Below are 18,331 nucleotides of genomic sequence, written 5' to 3' on the forward strand. Positions count from 1 at the left end.
GAACGTACGCAAATGTGCTCAAAAACCCTTTCGAATATGAACGTTACTGAGCGTTTCGGTCGTTAACAAACGTTCATCTGAGAATCACCGGCTCCGAACGGTCGTCACCTCGACGTGCGTCTCGTTCGTCAGCACGTCTTCGAGGTTCGGGACGCGGGTGCCGGCGACGCCGACGACGCGGGACGCGGTCAGCACGCCCATTCGGAGCGCGTCGGCGTCCGAGAGGCCGTGTTCGCGCGCGGCGAGGAAGCCGGACATGACGGCGTCGCCCGCGCCGACCGTGTCCACGACCTCCACGTCGAGCGCGGGCGCGGAGAGGACCTCGCTGTCGGTGACGAGGAGCGCGCCGTCCGCGCCCAGCGACGCTAACACGTACTCGAAGCCGCGCGCGTGGAGTTCCTCGGCGGCCTCGACGGCGTCGGCTTCGGTCTCGACGGTTCGACCCGTGGCCGCCGCGAGTTCCGAGCGATTGGGTTTGCAGACGTAGTAGTCGGCCTCCAGTTCGGCGAGGTGCTCGCCGCCCATGTCCACCGCAATCTGCCAGTCGCCCGCGCGGGCGAGTCTATCGACGTCGGCGAGGGACATCCCCGGCGGGAGACTGCCGCCGACGAGGAGCGTGTCGGGCTCGTTCGCCTGCGCGGTCTCGACGAGTTCGTCCACGTCGGCTGCACGAATCTGCGGGCCGTTGTGATTGAGTTTGTACTCGCCGTCTTCCGCGAGCACGGTCGTGTTCAGGCGCGTGTCGGCGTCGACGGTGACGAAGTCCGAGGCGATGCCGTCGGCGTCGAGTCGGTCGCGGACGAACTTCCCGAAATGGCCGCCGAGAAAGCCCGAGGCGGTCACGTCGGCGTCGAGCGCCGAGACGTACTTGGCGACGTTGATGCCCTTGCCGCCGGCGGTGAACACCGCGTCGTCGGTCCGGTGGACGACGCCGGTCTGAAGCGGTTCGTCGAAGTGAATCGTGTGGTCGACTGCTGGGTTCGGGGTGACTGTGAGAATCATCGTGCAACTCCGTCGACGACGGTGACGCCCGCGCTCTCGATTTCCTCGCGCGAGTCGGCGTCGAGCGTCCCGTCGGTGATAAACAGGTCAATCTCTTCGAGCGATGCGAACTGGACGAAGCTCCGTCGGCCGAGCTTCGAGAGGTCCGCGACGAGGACGACCTTCGCGGCCTTCTCGACCATCAGCTCCTTCATCCGCGCCTCGTCCTCGTTCGGGGTCGTGAGGCCGGATTCCACGTCTAACGCGTTCGTGCCGAGGAACAGCAGGTCGAAGTTCGTCCGCTCCATGAACGACTCCGCGGTCGGCCCCACGAGCGCCTTCGTCCGCCGGCGGAGCGTCCCGCCCGTGAGTTTGACCTCGTTGTCCTCCTCGTTCAGTTCGATGGCGAGCCGCGGCGAGTTGGTGACGCCGAGTATCGTCCCGTCCTTGGGGACCTTGCGGGCCACCTCCATCGTGGTCGTCCCGGCGTCGAAGAACACGACCTGCCCCTCGGCCAGTTCCTCGACCGCGCGGTCCGCGATTGCGCGTTTTCCTTCGAGATTCTGTACTTCCTTCTGGCCGTAGGTCTGCTCGCGCCCGACGGAGGTCACGGGGACGGCCCCGCCGTGCGACCGCTCGATGAGCCCACGGTCTTCGAGTTCGCGCAGGTCACGCCGTATCGTGGCCTTCGAGTACCCGAGATGTTCGGACAGCGACTCGACCGACCGGCCGTCCGAGTCGGAGACGAGTTCGACGATGCGGCGTTTGCGCTCTGCTGGTAACATCGGTGGCGATTCCTCGTTAGGTGGGAGATAGGTCGGGGAGTAGTGTTAATTGTTTATGTTGGATTCCGCCCGTATCTGCTCGAAACAGCCGAATCCCACACAGGAACGAAAACAGGGTGTTCGTCGATGAGAAAACGATCAGAAACGAAAACGAGCGTGTTCGAAACGAACGCCGAATCGCCGGTTCGGTGCGTCGCCGACGCTCAGAGTCGGTCGAGGACCGCGGCGGTCACGTCCTCCGTGGAGGCGTCGCCGCCGAGGTCGGGCGTGCGCGGCCCGTCGGCGAGGACGCCTTCGACGGCCGACCGGACGCGGTCGGCCTCCTCCTCGTAGTCGAGGTAGTCGAGCAGCATCGCCGCGGACAGAATCGTCGCGGCCGGGTTCGCGATTCCCTCGCCGGCGATGTCGGGCGCGGAGCCGTGAACCGGTTCGAACAGCGCGGCGTCCGGGCCGATGTTCGCCGAGGGGAGCAGTCCGAGGCCGCCGACGAGGCCGGCGGCGAGGTCCGAGAGCACGTCGCCCGCGAGGTTCGGACAGACGATGGTGTCGAACTGCGTGGGGTCCAGACAGACGCGCGTGGCGAAGGCGTCCATCAGGACCTCCTCCGCCTCGACGCCGCGCTCGTCGGCGACGGAGACGACGGCGTCGCGGAAGCGACCGTCCGTCTCGCGCATCACGTTCGCCTTGTGGGCGACCTGGAAACTGCCGCCCTCGCCGCCGACGTAGTCGCAGGCGTACTCGGCGAGTCGCTCGGACGCCGAGGTGGTGACGACGCGCGTGAGCGTCGAGAGGTCCTCAGAGAGGCGGTCCTCGTGGCCGGAGTAGACGCCCTCCGTGTTCTCCCGGAGGAAGACGAGGTCCGTCTCCGGGCGGAGCGCGTCGACGCCGGGGTAGGCCTTCGCCGGGCGGACGTTGACAAAGGAGTCCACCGCGGTCCGAAGCGGCAGGATGACGTCCGCCGCGGTCTCGCCGGCCGCGCCGAACAGCGTCGCGTCGGCCTCGGCGGCGAGGTCGTACGTCTCCTGCGGGAGCGCCTCGCCCGTCTCTTCTTTCACGTGGTCGCCGGCGTCGGCCTCGACGAACTCGAAGTCGCCGACGGCCTTCAGCACGTCAACCGCCGCCGGGATGACCTCCGCGCCGATGCCGTCGCCGGGGATGACGACGATTTCCTCAGTCATCGACGTAGGGCAGGGCGGCGGCTTTCTCGGCGACCGCGTCGGCGTTCGACTTCATGAGCGCCGTCGTGTCCCAGACGCCCTCGGTGAGCGCCTTCCGCTGTGCGTCGTCGACGGTCACGTCCACGGTGGTGTCGCCGTAGGTGACCGTCTCGTTTTCCACGTCCACGTCGATGTCTGCGTCCGGGTGCTCGTCGACCCAGCCCTGCAGTTCGGTGATCGTCTCGTGGTCCGCGGTGACCGTCGGGATGCCGAGCGCGAGGCAGTTGCCCGCGAAAATCTCGGCGAACGACTCGCCGACGATGGCGTCGATGCCCCAGCGCATGAGCGCCTGCGGGGCGTGCTCCCGAGAGGAGCCACAGCCGAAGTTGGCGTTGACGACCATGATGGAGGCGTCCTGGAACTGCGGCTCGTTCATCGGGTGGTCCTTGGGTTCGTCGTTCTCGTCGTACCGCTGGTCGAAGAACGCGAACTCGCCGAGGCCGTCGAACGTGACGACCTTCATGAACCGCGCCGGGATGATCTGGTCCGTGTCGATGTCGTTGCCGCGGATGGGAACACCGGAGCCGGACGCGGAGTCGATTTCGGGGATTTCGTCGGTCATACCGTGGTCACCTCCTTCAGTTCGCGCACGTCAGTCACTTCCCCGGTGATGGCCGCCGCGGCCACCATGCGCGGGTTCATCAGGACGGTGCGGCCGTCTTTCGACCCCTGCCGACCGATGAAGTTGCGGTTCGACGAGGACGCGGAGGCCTCGTCGCCCTCCAGTTGGTCCTCGTTCATGCCGAGACACATCGAACAGCCCGCTTCGCGCCACTCGAAGCCGGCTTCTTTGAACACCTCGTCGAGGCCCTCCGCCTCTGCGGCGGCCTTGACGCGCTGACTGCCGGGGACGACCATCGCGCGGACGCTGTCCGCGACCTGTCGGCCCTTCACGATGTCCGCCGCGCGGCGGAGGTCGGGCAGGCGAGCGTTCGTACACGAGCCGAGGAACGCCACGTCGATTTCGTAGCCCTCCATCGTCTCGCCGGGCGTGACGCCCATGTGTTCCTGCGCCATCCGGGCGGTGTCCTGCTTCTCTTCGGGCAGGTCTTCCGGGGCCGGAATCGGCTGGGTGATGCCGACGCCCTGTCCGGGCGTGGTCCCCCACGTGACGACGGGTTCGAGCTCGGAGCCGTCGATGGTGACGACGTCGTCGTACTCGGCGTCGTCGTCGGACTGGATGGACTCCCAGTACGGCTTCAGTTCGTCGAACTTCTCGGGGTTCTCCTGGAAGTAGTCGGTCTGCTTGAGCCACTCGAAGGTGGTCTCGTCGGGGTTGACGTAGCCCGCGCGAGCGCCGCCCTCGATGGACATGTTACAGATGCTCATCCGACCCTCCATGTCGAGGTTCTCGATGGCCTCGCCGGCGTACTCGTAGACGTAGCCGACGCCGCCCTCCGTGCCGAGGCGGCGGATGATCTCGAGGACGACGTCCTTGGCTTCGACGCCGGGGCCGAGTTCGCCCGTGACCTCGATCTTCCGGACCTTCTTTTTCTCCATCGCGACCGTCTGGGTCGCCAGCACGTCGCGAATCTGGCTCGTCCCGATACCGAACGCGAGCGCGCCGAACGCGCCGTGGGTCGAGGTGTGGCTGTCGCCGCAGACGATGGTCATGCCGGGTTGGGTGAGTCCCTTCTCGGGCCCGATGACGTGGACGATTCCCTGCTCGCCCGAGGTCGGGTCCGAGAAGTTGATGCCGGCGTCGCGGACGTTCTGTTCGAGTTCGGCCATCATCTCTTCGGCGGCGTCGTCACGGAAGGGCCGCGACTGGTCCGACGTCGGAACGATGTGGTCGACCGTCGCGTGGGTGCGCTCGGGGTAGGCGACTTCGAGGTCGCGCTCCTGCAGCATGCCGAACGCCTGCGGGCTCGTCACCTCGTGGATGAGGTGCAGGCCGCAGAACAACTGCGTCTGCCCGGTCGGAAGCTCCGAGACCGTGTGTTCCTCCCAGACCTTGTCGTACAGCGTTCCCTCACTCATGTTCGTCACCCGGTACGACGCGGTCGTCGTGGCCGCGTTCCCAGACTTGGTTCGCGCCCTCGCCGTTGCGGGGCGTGTGGTCCACGTCGCCCATCGTCTCCGTCTCGGTCGAGTCCGTCGCCGCGGGCGTCGCGTCGCTCCGACCGCCGTCGGTGACGGCCGGGCCGCGCTCGTAGACCGTGGTGAACGTCTCGCCCGTATAGGGGTTCGTGTGGCTGATGTCTCGCATTCGGTCGGTCGTGTCGTCGCGTGTCATTGGTGTCGTGTTCAGTCGTCCGCCGGTGCTTCGGCTTTCTCCGCGTCCGCTTCCTCTTCGTCGTCGGCCCACGCGAACAGGTCGCGCAGGGGCGCGCCGACCTGTTCGATGTGGTGGTTCTCCTCTGCGTCCTTGAGCTGGGAGTACGACGGGCGGCCCGCCTGGTTCTCCAGAATCCACTCGCGGGCGAAGGTGCCGTCTTGGACCTCCTCCAGAATCTCCTCCATGTTCTCGCGGGCGTGCTCGTCGACGACGCGGTCGCCGCGGGTCAGCCCGCCGAACTCGGCGGTGTCAGAGACGGAGTGCCACATCTCGCCGAGCCCGCCTTCGTACATCAGGTCGACGATGAGCTTCAGTTCGTTCAGGCACTCGAAGTACGCCATCTCGGGGGAGTAGCCCGCGTCGACGAGCGTCTCGTAGCCCTGCTTGACCAGCGAGGTGACGCCGCCGCAGAGGACGGCCTGCTCGCCGAACAGGTCGGTCTCGGTCTCCTCTTGGAACGTCGTCTCGATGACGCCCGCGCGGGTGCAGCCGAGGCCGTGCGCGTAGGCCAGCGCCTCTTCCTTGGCGTCGCCCGTCACGTCCTGGTAGACCGCGATGAGACCCGGCGTCCCCTCGTTCGCCTCGTAGTTACGGCGGACGAGGTGGCCCGGCGACTTCGGCGCGACCATCGTCACGTCGACGTCTTCCGGGGGCCGAATCTGGTTGTAGTGGATGTTGAAGCCGTGGGCGAACTGGAGCGTGTCGCCGGCGTCGAGGGAGTCTCGAATCTCCTCGAACACCGCCGGCTGGACGGTGTCGGGGACGAGAATCGAGACGATGTCGCCTTCGGCGGCCGCCTCGGCGGGCTCTTTGACGCGGAGGCCGTCGGCTTCCGCGGCGTCGCGGGACGAGGAGCCGGCGCGGAGACCGACGACCACGTCGACACCGCTGTCGGCGAGGTTCTGCGCGTGGGCGTGGCCCTGACTGCCGTAGCCGATGACGGCTACGGTCTTGTCGTCGATTTGGGAGCGGTCGGCGTCGTCGTCGTAGTAAACTTCCGTGGTGAGTTCTGTCATTGCGTGTTCGTGTTGGGTTTGGTGGGTTCGCCGGAGGTTCCGGGTTCCTCTCCGGGGACGGTCTTCTTCGAGCCGTGAGCGAGCGCGGTCTGGCCGGTCCGGGCGATTTCGATGATGCCGAACCGTCGGAACGCGTCCACGGCGTCGTCTATCTTGCGCTCGTCGCCGGTGAGTTGGACCGTGATGGTCTCGGGACCGGCGTCGAGGGTGCGGCCGTCGTACATCTCCGTGATGGCGTGGACCTTGTCGGGGTCCTCGCCGCGGACTTTCAGGAGGACGAGTTCCGCGCGAACGGCGTCGTCGTCCAACTCGCCGACAGAGATGACGGGCTTGAGCTTCGCGAGCTGTTTTTCTATCTGGTCGATGCCCGGTTCGGGCTCCTCGACGACCATCGTGATGCGGGAGTGACCCTCGACGGTCGTGGGGCCCACGGTGAGGCTCTCGATGTTGAACTGGCGGCGGGCGGCGAGGCCGGCGACGCGCGAGAGCACGCCGGGTTCGTCCTCGACGATGGCCGAAAAGACCGTTCGCCGCGGTTCGTGTTCCGATTCCGCTTCGGGGTCGATGCGGATGCCCTGCGCGTTGCGTCGGCCGTCGGGGTGTGGCCGCTCGTCGGGCGCGGGGCCTTGCAGTCCCTTTCGATTGTCGCTCATAACTGGTCCTCCGAGAGTGCGAATTTACCGTTCGCGCCGCCCGAGGAGACCATCGGGTAGACGTTCTCCGCCGGGTCGACGTGGAAGTCGATGACCGAGGGGCCGTCGTACGCGAGCGCTTCCTCGATGGCGCCGGGAACCTCCTCGTAGGAGTCGACGGTCCAGCCGCGCGCGCCGAACGCCTCGGCGAGCTTGTCGAACTGGGGACACCAGTCGTAGCCGGCGGCCATGCGTCGGCCCTCGAAGAAGGCGTCCTGCCACTGGCGGACCATCCCGATGTACTCGTTGTTCAGGATGGCGACCGTGATGTCGAGGTTCTCGCGGACGGCGACCGACAGTTCCTGAATCGTCATCAGGAACGAGGCGTCGCCGTCGACGCAGACCACAGTTTCGTCGTCGTCGGCCGCGACCCGCGCGCCGATTGCGGCGGGCAGGCCGTAGCCCATCGTGCCGAGACCGTGGGACGAAACCCACCGCCGCGGTTCTGTGAACGTCCAGTACTGGGCGGCCCACATCTGGTGCTGGCCGACGCCGCTCGTGACGATGGTCTCGTCGGGCGTGGCCTCGTCGAGCGCCTCGACGACGAACTGCGGCTTCAGCGGCTCGTTGTCCGGGGCCGCGTAGTCCATCGGGTAGTCGTCTTTCCACGCGAGACACTGGTCGACCCACTCGGGCGCGTCGGGGCCCTCGTCGAGTTCGGCGTCGACGCGCTCGATGGCGCGGCCGGCGTCGCCGACGACCGGGTAGTCCGCGTGGACGTTCTTCGATATTTCCGCCGGGTCGATGTCGATGTGGACGACCTCGGCCTCGGGCGCGAACGTGTCGATACCGCCGGTCAGGCGGTCGTCGAACCGCGTGCCGACCGCGATGAGGCAGTCGGTGTGCGTGATGGCCATGTTGGCGTAGCCGGTGCCGTGCATCCCCGCCCACGACAGGCAGAGTTCGTGGTCCTCCGGCATCGCGCCGATTCCGGGCATCGTGGTGACGACCGGAATCTGGTGCTCGGTCGCGAACTGCCGGGCGACCTCGGTCGCGTCGGCCTTGACGACGCCGCCGCCGAACAGCAGGAGGGGCTTCTCCGCGCGCTCGATTGCGCGCGCGGCGGCCTCGACCTGCTCGTCGGCGGGGTCGGTGCGGGCGCGGCACGTCTCGGGCGGCTGCGCCGGCCCCGGTTCGCTGTCGGTCTCGTTGAGCGAGACGTCCTTCGGGAGGTCGACGAGCGTCGGGCCGGGTCGGCCCTCCGCGGCGAGCGCGAACGCTTCGCCGACGGTGTCGCCGACGGTGTCGGGCGACGAGGCGAAGTAGTTGTGCTTCGTGATGGGCGCGGTGACGCCCGTGGTGTCGGTCTCCTGGAACGCGTCGGAGCCGACCATGTCGGACGGGACCTGCCCCGTGAGCGCGAGCACCGCGTCGGAATCCATGTTCGCGTCGGCGATGCCGGTCACGAGGTTGGTCGCGCCCGGCCCGGACGTGGCGAGACAGACGCCGGGGTCGCCGCGAACGACGCCGTACGCGTCGGCCGCGTGCGCCGCGCCCTGCTCGTGCGCCATCGTCACGTGCCGGATGTCAGAGTGGTACAGCGCGTCGTAGATGGGCATTATCGCCCCGCCCTGCACGCCGAAGGCGGTCTCGACGCCGGCGTTTTCGAGGGCGCGGACGACGGCCGTCGAACCCGAGGTAACCTCGGTCGGCGTCTCGGTCGAGTCGTCGGCCGCTTCGGGGTCGGTCGTGGCTGCGGTTCGTTCGCTCATGTGTGGGCTCCGTGGTGTGTGGTCGGTCGTCGATACGGGTTGTCTGGTGACTGCGTGTGGTGCTGGTTCGCCATTGTGGGGACTGCGGACGTGTCTGAAAACGGTGCGAATCCGCGGGACGGAGAGATGGTGTGGTAGGGGGCTATGCCCCTACAATAATGAGCGACCGAATCGCAGCGACGTCGGCGGCGCTGGCCCCGGTTTCCGGGGTCGCGCGAACCGCGTGTTCGTCGTGCGAGGTCATCGTATGCCACACGTCCGTCCCGGCGATAATAATGCTTTCGCGGCGGGCAACGATTGCACGCCACTCGGGAGGTCGGACGCATGCAGGGCGGTCGCCCCGTAGGGCCACAGCCCGGCGCCATCAGGCGCGGACCTCCTCCGTGTCGTCCTCGTGGGTGATACCCACGTCGCGGGCGAACACCTCGAGCGTCGAGTCGTCGACGCGTTCTTTCTCCGCGCCGTGGTCTTTGACGCGGCGGGTGACCTCTCGGACCTCGGCGTCCGTGGGTTCGAACCCGATATCTGCGAGGCGCTTGCGTACCGAGTGCGTCCCCGTGTGCTTGCCGAGTACGAACTCGCGGGTCGCGCCGACCATCTCCGGGGTCATGACGCCCGGTTCGAAGGTGTCGGCGTTCTCGATGACGCCGGCGGCGTGGATGCCGCTCTCGTGAGAGAAGGCGTTGCGGCCGACGACCGGCTTGTTCGCCGGGACCGGGATGTCGGACGCCGCCTCGACGACGCGAGCCAGCTCGGTTATCTTCGTCGTGTCGATGCCGGTGTCGACGCCGTAGAGGGATTCGGCGGCCATGACGACCTCCTCGTAGGCGGCGTTCCCGGCGCGTTCGCCGATGCCGTTGACCGACACCTGCGCCTGTGCGGCGCCGGCCTCGAATCCGGCCATCGCGTTCGCCGACGCCAGTCCGAAGTCGTCGTGCGCGTGCACGTCGATTCTCGCGTCGGTGTGCTCTCGGACCGTGGCCACCATGCGGGCGAAGCGAGTCGGCGTCGCCACGCCGCAGGTGTCCGGCAGGTTGATCCAATCGACGCCCGCCTCGGAGACGGCCTCGACGACTTCGATGAGGAAGTCCTCGTCCGTCCGGGTGGCGTCCATCGGTGAGAACATTACTTCAACGCCCGCGTCGCGGACGTGTTCGACACTACGGACGGCCCGCTCGACGGCTTCCTCGCGGGAAGCGTGCATCGAGTCGGCCAACTGGACGTCGCTGGTGCTCACGAACGTGTGCACCATGTCCACGCCGGAATCCAGCGCGGCTTCGATATCCTTGTCGACGACGCGGGCCAACCCGCACGTCGTCGCGTCCGTCGAAGCAGCGATATCTGCGACTGCTTCGAACTCCGCTTCCGAGTTCACCGGGAACCCGGCCTCGATGACGTGGGTACCCATGTCGTCGAGGGTTTCGGCGATGTCGCGCTTTTCCTCGTAACTGAACGAGGTTCGCGGTGACTGTTCGCCGTCGCGGAGTGTCGTGTCGAAGATTCGTACGTCTTCGATTTCAGATTGTTGGGCTAATGTGCCCTGGAAGAACTCGACCCGCCGGGGAACCCGACGAATCCTCCGTGTCGTTGTGAGACATCGTGTCAGTCACGTGCTCGAACTCCTATTTAAACGTTTCTCCCCGACAGTATCACGAACGTTCACCGGGTGTTGCGTGACAACCACTCTCGGGGGTAATCGCTGTACCTAAACGTCCTTATATGATATCATGACATATGTTGACTTGATATGTGGGCTCGGGGTTCGATGACTCCAGAACCATAATACAACTAAATAGAATTTAGAAACAAAATTTAGCGCCCGGTGCGCGCACCCACGACTGGACAAACGTGGAGCAAACTGCGACTGTCGCGTGAAACGTGATAACAATGCACGCGTTTCGTCCCGGTGGGGCCGTTCGCGGTTCGACCGAACCCTTTTCTCGTCGCTCGACAACCGGGCGGGTATGGGCGATTTCAATCTCAACTTGCAGACGGCCGAAGAACACCTCGACGAGGACGACGCCGAGGGTGACGTCGTCCTCGGCGTCCTCGACGGGTCGACCCCGCCGGAGGAGTGGGTCCAGTCCGTCGCCCGCGGAAACGTCCTCTTTCTCGCCATCGAGGGCGACCTCAACAAGCTCGCGTCGGGCTTCGCGCGCGACATCAAGGATATGGACGGTCAGCTGATGCACTTCCGGAAGTTCCTCGTCGTCTCCCCGCCGGGCGTGGACATCAACACGGACGACCTCTGACCGGTCCGCTCGCGGTGCGGTCCCCGCCGCTCGGCCCGCGCCGACGCGGGACGCGAGAACCGGGTGCATCGGCCGCGGGGAGAGTCCTTATGCGCCGCGCGCCCCACGATACTGGCATGCCGATGAAAGGTCGCGGCACGTCCGACCTCCGCGAAATCGACCGATGGGACCACGGTGTCGGATGGCTCGCACACCCCGACGAGACCATGCAACGCGCCAGTCACGCCGTCGAAGTCGACGGCGACGTGTGGGTGTTCGACCCCGTCGATGCCCCCGGCGTCGACGACCTGTTCGCCGAGTTCGGCGACGTGGCCGGCGTCGTCGTCGGTCTCGACCGACACAAGCGCGACTCGGCGGCCATCGCGAACCGCCACGAGGCCCCCGTCTACGTCGCCTCGTGGATGACCGACGTCGCCGACGAACTCGACGCGCCGGTCGAGCGCTTCGGGGCCGACCTCGCCGACTCGGGCTTCGAGGCGTTCCGTCTCGTCGACCGCTCCGTCCCGCCGTGGCAGGAGGTCGGCTTCTACCACGACGAGTACGACCTGCTCGTCGTCCCCGAGACGGTCGGCACGGTCGACTACTTCTGTGCCCGCGGCGAGCACCTCGGCGTCCACCCGATGCTCCGGCCGTTCCCGCCGCGGCGCGTGCTCTCTCGCTACGACCCCGAGCGGCTGCTCGTCGGTCACGGCGAGGGCGTGCCCACGGACGCGGGCGACAAGCTTCGGACCGCGCTCGGGAACGCCCGCCGAAACCTCCCGAGCGCCTACTTCCGGGCGTTCACCTCGATGCTCTCGAACTGATGCCCGACGAGACGACTGCCGTCGGTGACGAGAACGCCGCCGGCGCGGAGCCGACGCCCGACCGCGCGGCCGACGAGGAGGAGGAGGTCGCCGAGGCGGGCCAGCGGCGGGTTCACGCCACGCGGGGGCTCGTCGACCTGCTTCTCGACATGGCCGAGGACGCCGAGCCGACATCGATGAATCTCGTCCTCGCGCCGACGCCCGCGGGCGAGTTCGACGAGGACCTCGGACTCGACCCGGAGACGCCGGTGCTCACCCACTTCTACATGGCCGAGGCCGGCCAGTCCGTGAGCGCCGTCTTCGGGATGGACCTCGGGACGCCCGCCGGACGCGGCCGCGCCCGGTTTCTCACCCACCCGCAGGGACCGTTCGAACTCACGGAGCGCGACGACCTCGCGGCCGTGGTGCTCCTCGCCGTCCCCCCGTGGGAGCGGCGGACGCTCGCCGCCTTCGACCGCGCCGGGCGGAAGTTGGAACTCGTCGTGCTCGACGCCGAACCGCCGCAGGAAGAACTCGGCTGACTACCGCAGGTAGCCGAGGTCGGTCAGCTGTTCCGCTATCTCCTGGAACTCCGACTCCGAGAGGTCGCCGCCGGAGCGCTCGTGTTGGATGACGATACTGCGCAGGAGGAACCGGACGAGGTCGCTCGTGCTCGAGAACGTGGTTCCTTCGAGCGTGTCGTCGACGCGAGCGGCCAACTCCTTCGGTATCGAGACCGTCGTGTACTCGGTCATGGCTCGAACGTGGCACCGGGCGAGGTTAACCCCAACGGTGAGGCACACGCTCCACGTTTGTTGTGATTTCTCGGCGTTCATCGCCGATGCCGCCGGAGGTCGGGGGTTTTTCCATGGGGGACAACCTATACACGCTCGATGGCTGCGAGACCGCCCCAAAATGATACGTCGGAGCCGGACTCAATCGAATTCGGTATCGCCGCGCTCGCCGATGACGTCGATAGCGCAGACATCGACTACCCGGCGGACGCGAGAGAAATCGCGCGGGCGCTCAACGACGTTTCCGTGCCGATAGACGCCTCGGGCAACTCGGTCGCGATAAGCGACGCCCTCGACGCCGCTCCGAAGGACCGATTCGACTCCCGCCGGGACCTCTTGGAGACGCTCCACCCCGTGTTCGAGGAGTTCCGAGCCAAAGCGTCCAAGAGCCTGATGGGCCGACTTCGCGCGCTCGTCCCGTTCTGAAAGCGGTCTCGGTCGAGTCTCTCCGGTTCCAACGGCCCGGTTCGAGCCGACGCTCACTCCAGTTCTTCGATTCGTTTCATCTGCTCGCGGTGGAGCGAGAGGATGAGGTCCGAGAGCACGCCGAACATCAGCAGTTGCACCCCGAAGAGAACCCCCGCCGCAGAGACGACGGCGATGACCTCGTGAGAGATAGAGCGGACGAACCACTCGTAGGCGACGTAGCCGGCGAGTCCGAGGCCGGTCGCGGTCGACGCGAGGCCGACGCTCCCGAAGTAGAAAAGCGGGTTGTTGGTCTTGGCGCGGCGGTACAGTTCGAGGAAGATGATACCGCCGTCGCGGACCGGGTTGAGGTTCGTGTCCGACCCGTTCGGTCGAGGGTAGTAGGTCGTGGGGACGACCGTCGTCTCGATGTCGCGTTTCGCGCACTCGACGGCCATCTCCGTCTCGATGCCGAAGCCGTCGGACGTGAGCGTCATGTCGAGGAACGACTCGCGGGTGAACGCCCGGTAGCCGCTGAGGATGTCGCGGAAGTCCTGACCGTGGATAAACGCGAACGCCCGGTTGATGATGCGGTTTCCGACCTTGTTCAGCCGCGTCATCGCGCCCGGTCGCATGTCGGCGAAGCGGTCGCCGATGACGTGGTCGTACCCCTCGGTGAGCGGTTCGAGCATCTTCGCCGCGTCGCTCGCTTCGTAGGTGCCGTCGCCGTCGAGCATCAGGACGTAGGTCGCCTCGACGTGTTCTTCGACCGCTTCCCTGACCGCCTGTCCCTTCCCGCTCCCGCGCTGTACGACGACGTGCGCGCCGGCCTCCTCGGCGAGGTCCCGCGTCCCGTCCGTGGAGTCGCCGTCGATGACGAGGACGTTGTGGAATCCCTCGTCTCGGTAGCTGGCGACGACCTCGGAGATAGTCTCCGCCTCGTTGTAGGTCGGGACGAGGACGCAAACGTCCGCGTAGTCCATCAGCGGGACATCCAGCGGGCACTATAAAAGGACTTCTGGATGCGTCCCCGGGCGTTCCGCGCCGACGCCGCGGACCGCACCCGTATCATTTTTAGTGCAGTCGTTCAACCGGGGGGTATGAACGCACTTGCTCGCCGTCTGGCGAAAGGGGCCTTGTTACTCCTTTCGCTCACCGGTATCCCGTATCTCATCTACGGGATACTCTACTTCGCACGCAAGCCAGAGGGGTCACCGGCGAACAAGCAGGACGCCGAACCGACGGTCAGCATCGTCCTTCCCACGTACAACGAAGAGCGGATTATCGAGAACAAACTCGACGACGTCCTCGCGCTCGACTACCCGATGGAGAAGGTCGAAGTCGTCATCGTCGATTCGAGCGACGACTCGACGCGAGACATCATCCGCCGCTGGTTCGACCAGCGCGACGCGCCGACGCTGAACCTCATCGAAGAGGACGAGCGCCGCGGCCTCGCCCCGGCGCTCAACGACGCCTACGCCGCCGCGGAACACGAGATGGTCGTCAAGACCGACTGCGACTCGAAAGTGGCACCCGACGCGCTCCGCGTCGCCGCGGCGAACTTGGCCGACCCCGACGTGGGCGCGGTCACCGGCCGCAACGCGGACGTGCTCGGCGGGAGCGGCGTCGAGGAGGGCTACCGCGGGATTCAGGGACGCATCCAGACCCTCGAATCGCACCTCGACTCGACGCTCATCTTCCACGGGCCGTTTTCGGCGTTCGAGAACGACGAAATCGTCCCCATCGACCCCGACTCTATCGCCGACGACACCGAACTCGCCCTCCTCATCCGCCGAAACGGCAAGCGCGTCGTGTTCGACCCGGACATCCGCTACAAGGAGGCGTCTCACTCCGAGTTCTCCAAGCGCCGGACCCAGAAGGACCGGCGCGCGATGGGGCTCATCCGACTCCTCGCCCAACACCGCGACGCCTTGGGCCGCTTCGGCCTGTACGGCGCGGTCGTCCTCCCGTTCAACTGGTGGTTCATGGTCGTCTCGCCGTGGCTGCTCGCCGGTGGGCTGTCGGTCGCGACGCTCGCCGGGTTCGCCCTCGGCGGACCGCTCGGACTGGTCGTCCCCGGCGCAGTCGGGGCGTTCGTCGCGCTCGGCTCTCGGGATAAACTCGGCTCGCTCCAGCCGGCGTACTCGCTTTTCGACACGCAGGTGTCGCTGCTGTTCGCGAGCGTGAAACTGCTCCGCGGGGAGGGGAGCGCGATTTGGGAGGTCGACGAGGAGCTTCGAGAGGTGTACGAATGAGCGACGGGGAAGCGGACGCCGTCGACCTCTCGGACCACCGAATCGCCATCGCCCACGGGAACTACCTCGAAGCGGGAGGTGCCGAACTCGTCTCGGACGAGTTGGCGCGGGCGCTCGATGCGCCGCTGTACTGCGGCTTCGGCGAGCGCGACCTGCTTCCGGACGACGTTCCGACCGAGATTCTGTTCGAAGACACCGTCGCCGCGAACTTCACCGACTCCGTCTTCGCGCGCGACCTCTACTACGCGTGGGCCGCACAGCGGCTCCCGGAACTCACGCAGTACGACGTGCTCGTGCTGTCGAAAAACGAACTCAGCTGGTACGTCCCCGAAGACGAACAGGTGGTCGTCCACTACATCCACAGCACGCCGCGGACGCCGTACGACCTGTTCCAACGACGGGCGGACACGCTGGCGACCCGGCTCTACGCGTTCGCGGCGCGGACGCTGTTCCTGCCGAACACGAAGTTCCCGGACAAGTTCGTCGCGAACAGCGAACTCGTCGCGCGCCGCGTCCGCCGGTACTGGGGCGTCCCCGAGGAGAAGGTGACCGTCGTCTATCCGCCGGTCGATATCGAGGGGTACGAGCCGCGCGAGACGGAAGACTACTACCTCACGTACTCGCGGCTCATCCCCGAGAAGCGAATCGACGACATCTGTCGGGCCTTCGAGGGCCTCGACACCCGTCTGGTCGTCGGCGGCGCGGGCGACGAGCGCGAGCGACTCGAACGACTCGCCCCGAGCAACGTCGAGTTCGTCGGCTACATGTCCGAATCGGAAAAACGCCGTCGCCTCGGCGAGGCGAAGGCAGTCGTGTTCAACGCGATGAACGAAGACTTCGGACTCATCCCCGTCGAGGCGTTCGCGAGCGGGACGCCGGTCCTCGGCGTGAACGAGGGGTACACGAAGTACCAGATTCGAGACGGCGAAAACGGGATGCTCCACGACTCGACGCCCGCCTCGATTCGAGAGAGCATCGACCGCTTCGAGCGAGAGGGCGTCTCGTGGACGACCGACGAGATTCAGTCGTACGCCGAGCAGTTCAGCAAAGAGACGTTCTACCGGCGGATGCGCGAAGTCGTGGCCGAGACGGCCGCCGAGGCGCGAGTGACCTCGGCCGCGGAAAAATACACAGATGGATAGATAGATACATACCTCATCGCGAGTTTGCACTCGGTAGAATGCGCCGCTCTGTGCGGGAGACAGAGCGGCTGTCCCCAAACGATGACTCTACAAGATTGGATAACTGAGAGCCGAAACCGAATCAGGCACGACGGCGTGGCGGTCGGTGCGTCCGCCTCGGCCCAGGAGTTCTGGGCGGGGGCGCTCGGCTATTTCGGTCGGTACGTCTGGAACTACGGAGAACCGGTTTTCGACAGGGACTGGGACGTCTTGCTCGTGTTCGACGCCTGTCGCGTCGATATCATGGACGAGGTCGCTCGGAGCGGCGAGTACGACGTTCTCGACTCGTTCGACGCCGACCGGGACGTCATGGACTCCGTCGCGTCTCGATCGCCCGAGTGGATTGCGAAGACGTTCGACCCCGACGAGTGGGGCGACGAACTCGCCGAGACGGCGTACGTGACCGCGAACCTCCACTCTCGGGACATTCCCGACCCCGACCGCGTGGGCCTCGTCGACGAAGTCTGGAAGTACGGCTGGGACGACGACTTCGGCGTCGTCCCCCCGCGGACGATGACCGACCGCGCGATAGACGTGATGCGAGAACACGACCCCGACCGGCTCATCGTCCACTACATGCAGCCGCATCTCCCGTTCCGGTCGCTCATCGACGACCACCCCGAGTGGTTCAATTTCAAACGCGGCTTGGACAACCCCACGCCCTCCGAGTTCAAGACGCTCTGGCGACGCCTCCGCGACGGCGAGGTCGACCACGACACCGTGTGGGACGCCTACGTCGACAACCTCCGCTGGGCGATGGACGAAGTCGAGATACTCGAAGAGAACCTCGACGCCGACTCGGTCGTCATCACCGCCGACCACGCCAACGCCATGGGCGAGTGGTGGTGCTACGGACACCAGAGCACCGCCCCGCTCCGGGCCATGAAGCGGGTCCCGTGGGTGGAGTTTTCGGCGACCGACGAGGAGACGTACGACCCGGAAATCGCCGTCGAGGACACCCAACTGAGCGAACGGGAGTACGAAGACCGGCTTCGGCATCTCGGATACCTCTAACAGATGACGCTAGGTGACTGGGTCCGTGAGTCGCGTGCGCGGGCGAAGAATATGGGTGCCCGCCGGGCGGCGCTCGTGTCGGCGAACGAGTTTTGGGTCGGCGGTCTTCGCCGTCTCGGGCACGTCTGGAACTACGGAACGCCGGTGTACGAACGCGACTGGGACGTGTTGTTACTCCTCGACGCGTGCCGGTACGACCTCATGCGCGACGTTGCCGCCGGGGGCGACTACCCGTTCCTCGAAGCGATGGAGTCGGTGTACTCCGCGGCGTCGATGTCGTCCGAATGGATGGAGAAGAACTTCGCCGACGAGTACGACTCGGAGGTGGCGAACACGGCGTACGTCTCCGGAAACCCCTTCTCGCGGGAACTCGACGGCGACCGATTCGCCCGTTTCGACGAAGTCTGGCGCTACGGCTGGGACGACGACTTCGGCGGGATTCCGCCGCGTCGCGTCACCGACCGGGCAATCGCCGCCGGCCGGGAGGGCGACTACGACCGACTCATCGTCCACTACATGCAACCTCACGTCCCGTTCCGAGAGATGCCTGACACGTCGTCGGTGAACTGGGGAGACCCCGAGGAGAACTTCGGCGTGAAACGCGGGGCCGAGGGCGAAGAGCGCGGGATATGGCACCGGTACCGCGACGGCGACCTCGCTCACGACGCGGTGTGGGACGCCTACCGCGACAATCTCGAATGGGTGTTAGACGACGTGGCGCTCCTCTTGGAGAACCTCGACGCCGACACCGCCGTCATCTCCAGCGACCACGCCAACGCCATGGGCGAGTGGTGGTGTTACGGGCACCCGGACTACGCGCCGGTGCCGGCGCTCAAGCGCGTCCCGTGGGTGGAGACGACGGGCACGGACGAGCGCACCTACGAGCCGACGCTCGAACCGGACGAAGAACAGCTGAACGACGACGAGGTGTCCGACCGCCTCGAAGCGCTCGGATACAAGTGACGAA

20 protein-coding genes are annotated in these 18,331 nt (G+C 66.5%); 8 read left to right on the forward strand and 12 right to left on the reverse strand.

The window, feature by feature from the left end:
- Positions 1–84: 84 nt before the first annotated feature.
- The 10 genes from pfkB to AUR65_RS14525 all read right to left on the reverse strand — a co-directional run bounded on the left by pfkB (position 85) and on the right by AUR65_RS14525 (position 10,287).
- Complete coding sequence (pfkB, locus tag AUR65_RS14480; protein WP_058567528.1) at positions 85–1,002, reverse strand: 1-phosphofructokinase; 918 nt, start codon at positions 1,000–1,002, stop codon at positions 85–87.
- Positions 999–1,766 (reverse strand): HTH-type transcriptional regulator GlpR, encoded by a 768-nt coding sequence (gene glpR, locus AUR65_RS14485; protein ID WP_058567529.1) that lies wholly within the window; start codon positions 1,764–1,766, stop codon positions 999–1,001. The genes pfkB and glpR overlap by 4 nt, the downstream gene beginning before the upstream one ends.
- 203 nt (positions 1,767–1,969) lie before the next feature.
- Positions 1,970–2,944: a 3-isopropylmalate dehydrogenase gene (gene leuB, locus AUR65_RS14490; RefSeq protein WP_058567530.1), complete on the reverse strand. Its 975-nt coding sequence runs from the start codon at positions 2,942–2,944 to the stop codon at positions 1,970–1,972.
- Positions 2,937–3,545 (reverse strand): 3-isopropylmalate dehydratase small subunit, encoded by a 609-nt coding sequence (gene leuD / locus AUR65_RS14495; protein ID WP_058567531.1) that lies wholly within the window; start codon positions 3,543–3,545, stop codon positions 2,937–2,939. Before leuD ends, leuB begins: the two co-directional genes overlap by 8 nt.
- Complete coding sequence (leuC, locus tag AUR65_RS14500; RefSeq protein ID WP_058567532.1) at positions 3,542–4,963, reverse strand: 3-isopropylmalate dehydratase large subunit; 1,422 nt, start codon at positions 4,961–4,963, stop codon at positions 3,542–3,544. Before leuC ends, leuD begins: the two co-directional genes overlap by 4 nt.
- Positions 4,956–5,219, reverse strand: coding sequence for a hypothetical protein (locus AUR65_RS14505; protein ID WP_058567533.1), 264 nt, complete (start codon positions 5,217–5,219; stop codon positions 4,956–4,958). The genes leuC and AUR65_RS14505 overlap by 8 nt, the downstream gene beginning before the upstream one ends.
- A gap of 11 nt (positions 5,220–5,230) precedes the next feature.
- Positions 5,231–6,277 (reverse strand): ketol-acid reductoisomerase, encoded by a 1,047-nt coding sequence (gene ilvC / locus AUR65_RS14510; protein WP_058567534.1) that lies wholly within the window; start codon positions 6,275–6,277, stop codon positions 5,231–5,233.
- Positions 6,274–6,930 carry an acetolactate synthase small subunit gene (gene ilvN / locus AUR65_RS14515; RefSeq protein WP_058567535.1) on the reverse strand — a complete coding sequence of 219 codons (657 nt, stop codon included), beginning with the start codon at positions 6,928–6,930 and terminating at the stop codon, positions 6,274–6,276. Before ilvN ends, ilvC begins: the two co-directional genes overlap by 4 nt.
- On the reverse strand, positions 6,927–8,681 hold the full coding sequence (gene ilvB, locus AUR65_RS14520; RefSeq protein WP_058567536.1) for a biosynthetic-type acetolactate synthase large subunit: 1,755 nt from the start codon (positions 8,679–8,681) through the stop codon (positions 6,927–6,929). Before ilvB ends, ilvN begins: the two co-directional genes overlap by 4 nt.
- Before the next feature lie 364 nt (positions 8,682–9,045).
- Positions 9,046–10,287, reverse strand: coding sequence for a LeuA family protein (locus AUR65_RS14525; RefSeq protein ID WP_233194383.1), 1,242 nt, complete (start codon positions 10,285–10,287; stop codon positions 9,046–9,048).
- A 358-nt stretch (positions 10,288–10,645) separates the two neighbouring features.
- On the opposite strand from AUR65_RS14525, the gene AUR65_RS14530 reads away from it, so the two are divergent.
- The 3 genes from AUR65_RS14530 (at position 10,646) to AUR65_RS14540 (ending at position 12,257) form a co-directional block, all read left to right on the forward strand.
- Entirely contained in the window at positions 10,646–10,933 is a 288-nt protein-coding gene (locus tag AUR65_RS14530; RefSeq protein ID WP_058567538.1) for a DUF5779 family protein, read from the forward strand.
- A gap of 116 nt (positions 10,934–11,049) precedes the next feature.
- Complete coding sequence (locus AUR65_RS14535; protein ID WP_084816464.1) at positions 11,050–11,736, forward strand: hypothetical protein; 687 nt, start codon at positions 11,050–11,052, stop codon at positions 11,734–11,736.
- Complete coding sequence (locus tag AUR65_RS14540) at positions 11,736–12,257, forward strand: hypothetical protein (RefSeq protein ID WP_058567540.1); 522 nt, start codon at positions 11,736–11,738, stop codon at positions 12,255–12,257. The genes AUR65_RS14535 and AUR65_RS14540 overlap by 1 nt, the downstream gene beginning before the upstream one ends.
- Here the strand turns inward: AUR65_RS14540 and AUR65_RS14545 are convergent, their stop codons facing one another.
- Positions 12,258–12,470 carry a ribbon-helix-helix domain-containing protein gene (locus AUR65_RS14545; protein ID WP_004976972.1) on the reverse strand — a complete coding sequence of 71 codons (213 nt, stop codon included), beginning with the start codon at positions 12,468–12,470 and terminating at the stop codon, positions 12,258–12,260.
- Between the two features lie 138 nt (positions 12,471–12,608).
- Between AUR65_RS14545 and AUR65_RS14550 the strand changes: the two genes are divergently transcribed.
- On the forward strand, positions 12,609–12,935 hold the full coding sequence (locus tag AUR65_RS14550) for a hypothetical protein (RefSeq protein ID WP_058567541.1): 327 nt from the start codon (positions 12,609–12,611) through the stop codon (positions 12,933–12,935).
- 53 nt (positions 12,936–12,988) lie between these two features.
- On the opposite strand, the gene aglJ is transcribed toward AUR65_RS14550, so the two are convergent.
- Positions 12,989–13,897, reverse strand: coding sequence for an S-layer glycoprotein N-glycosyltransferase AglJ (aglJ, locus tag AUR65_RS14555; protein WP_058567542.1), 909 nt, complete (start codon positions 13,895–13,897; stop codon positions 12,989–12,991).
- A 117-nt stretch (positions 13,898–14,014) separates the two neighbouring features.
- Between aglJ and AUR65_RS14560 the strand changes: the two genes are divergently transcribed.
- The 4 genes from AUR65_RS14560 (at position 14,015) to AUR65_RS14575 (ending at position 18,327) form a co-directional block, all read left to right on the forward strand.
- Complete coding sequence (locus tag AUR65_RS14560; RefSeq protein WP_058567543.1) at positions 14,015–15,169, forward strand: glycosyltransferase; 1,155 nt, start codon at positions 14,015–14,017, stop codon at positions 15,167–15,169.
- Complete coding sequence (locus AUR65_RS14565) at positions 15,166–16,311, forward strand: glycosyltransferase (protein WP_058567544.1); 1,146 nt, start codon at positions 15,166–15,168, stop codon at positions 16,309–16,311. Before AUR65_RS14560 ends, AUR65_RS14565 begins: the two co-directional genes overlap by 4 nt.
- An 81-nt stretch (positions 16,312–16,392) precedes the next feature.
- On the forward strand, positions 16,393–17,364 hold the full coding sequence (locus AUR65_RS14570) for an alkaline phosphatase family protein (protein ID WP_146047426.1): 972 nt from the start codon (positions 16,393–16,395) through the stop codon (positions 17,362–17,364).
- Between the two features lie 51 nt (positions 17,365–17,415).
- On the forward strand, positions 17,416–18,327 hold the full coding sequence (locus AUR65_RS14575; protein WP_199180611.1) for a hypothetical protein: 912 nt from the start codon (positions 17,416–17,418) through the stop codon (positions 18,325–18,327).
- The last annotated feature ends 4 nt before the right edge of the window (positions 18,328–18,331 follow it).

Source organism: Haloferax marisrubri (genome assembly GCF_001469875.2).
In the GTDB taxonomy this organism is placed as follows: Archaea; Halobacteriota; Halobacteria; order Halobacteriales; family Haloferacaceae; genus Haloferax; species Haloferax marisrubri.

Excerpts from the sequence above, each read along its gene's own strand:
- pfkB (WP_058567528.1), bottom strand. The coding sequence starts at position 1,002 with ATGATTCTCACAGTCACCCCGAACCCAGCAGTCGACCACACGATTCAC.
- glpR (WP_058567529.1), bottom strand. The coding sequence starts at position 1,766 with ATGTTACCAGCAGAGCGCAAACGCCGCATCGTCGAACTCGTCTCCGAC.
- leuB (WP_058567530.1), bottom strand. The coding sequence starts at position 2,944 with ATGACTGAGGAAATCGTCGTCATCCCCGGCGACGGCATCGGCGCGGAG.
- leuD (WP_058567531.1), bottom strand. The coding sequence starts at position 3,545 with ATGACCGACGAAATCCCCGAAATCGACTCCGCGTCCGGCTCCGGTGTT.
- leuC (WP_058567532.1), bottom strand. The coding sequence starts at position 4,963 with ATGAGTGAGGGAACGCTGTACGACAAGGTCTGGGAGGAACACACGGTC.
- AUR65_RS14505 (WP_058567533.1), bottom strand. The coding sequence starts at position 5,219 with ATGACACGCGACGACACGACCGACCGAATGCGAGACATCAGCCACACG.
- ilvC (WP_058567534.1), bottom strand. The coding sequence starts at position 6,277 with ATGACAGAACTCACCACGGAAGTTTACTACGACGACGACGCCGACCGC.
- ilvN (WP_058567535.1), bottom strand. The coding sequence starts at position 6,930 with ATGAGCGACAATCGAAAGGGACTGCAAGGCCCCGCGCCCGACGAGCGG.
- ilvB (WP_058567536.1), bottom strand. The coding sequence starts at position 8,681 with ATGAGCGAACGAACCGCAGCCACGACCGACCCCGAAGCGGCCGACGAC.
- AUR65_RS14530 (WP_058567538.1), top strand. The coding sequence starts at position 10,646 with ATGGGCGATTTCAATCTCAACTTGCAGACGGCCGAAGAACACCTCGAC.
- AUR65_RS14535 (WP_084816464.1), top strand. The coding sequence starts at position 11,050 with ATGCCGATGAAAGGTCGCGGCACGTCCGACCTCCGCGAAATCGACCGA.
- AUR65_RS14540 (WP_058567540.1), top strand. The coding sequence starts at position 11,736 with ATGCCCGACGAGACGACTGCCGTCGGTGACGAGAACGCCGCCGGCGCG.
- AUR65_RS14545 (WP_004976972.1), bottom strand. The coding sequence starts at position 12,470 with ATGACCGAGTACACGACGGTCTCGATACCGAAGGAGTTGGCCGCTCGC.
- AUR65_RS14550 (WP_058567541.1), top strand. The coding sequence starts at position 12,609 with ATGGCTGCGAGACCGCCCCAAAATGATACGTCGGAGCCGGACTCAATC.
- aglJ (WP_058567542.1), bottom strand. The coding sequence starts at position 13,897 with ATGGACTACGCGGACGTTTGCGTCCTCGTCCCGACCTACAACGAGGCG.
- AUR65_RS14560 (WP_058567543.1), top strand. The coding sequence starts at position 14,015 with ATGAACGCACTTGCTCGCCGTCTGGCGAAAGGGGCCTTGTTACTCCTT.
- AUR65_RS14565 (WP_058567544.1), top strand. The coding sequence starts at position 15,166 with ATGAGCGACGGGGAAGCGGACGCCGTCGACCTCTCGGACCACCGAATC.
- AUR65_RS14570 (WP_146047426.1), top strand. The coding sequence starts at position 16,393 with ATGACTCTACAAGATTGGATAACTGAGAGCCGAAACCGAATCAGGCAC.
- AUR65_RS14575 (WP_199180611.1), top strand. The coding sequence starts at position 17,416 with ATGGGTGCCCGCCGGGCGGCGCTCGTGTCGGCGAACGAGTTTTGGGTC.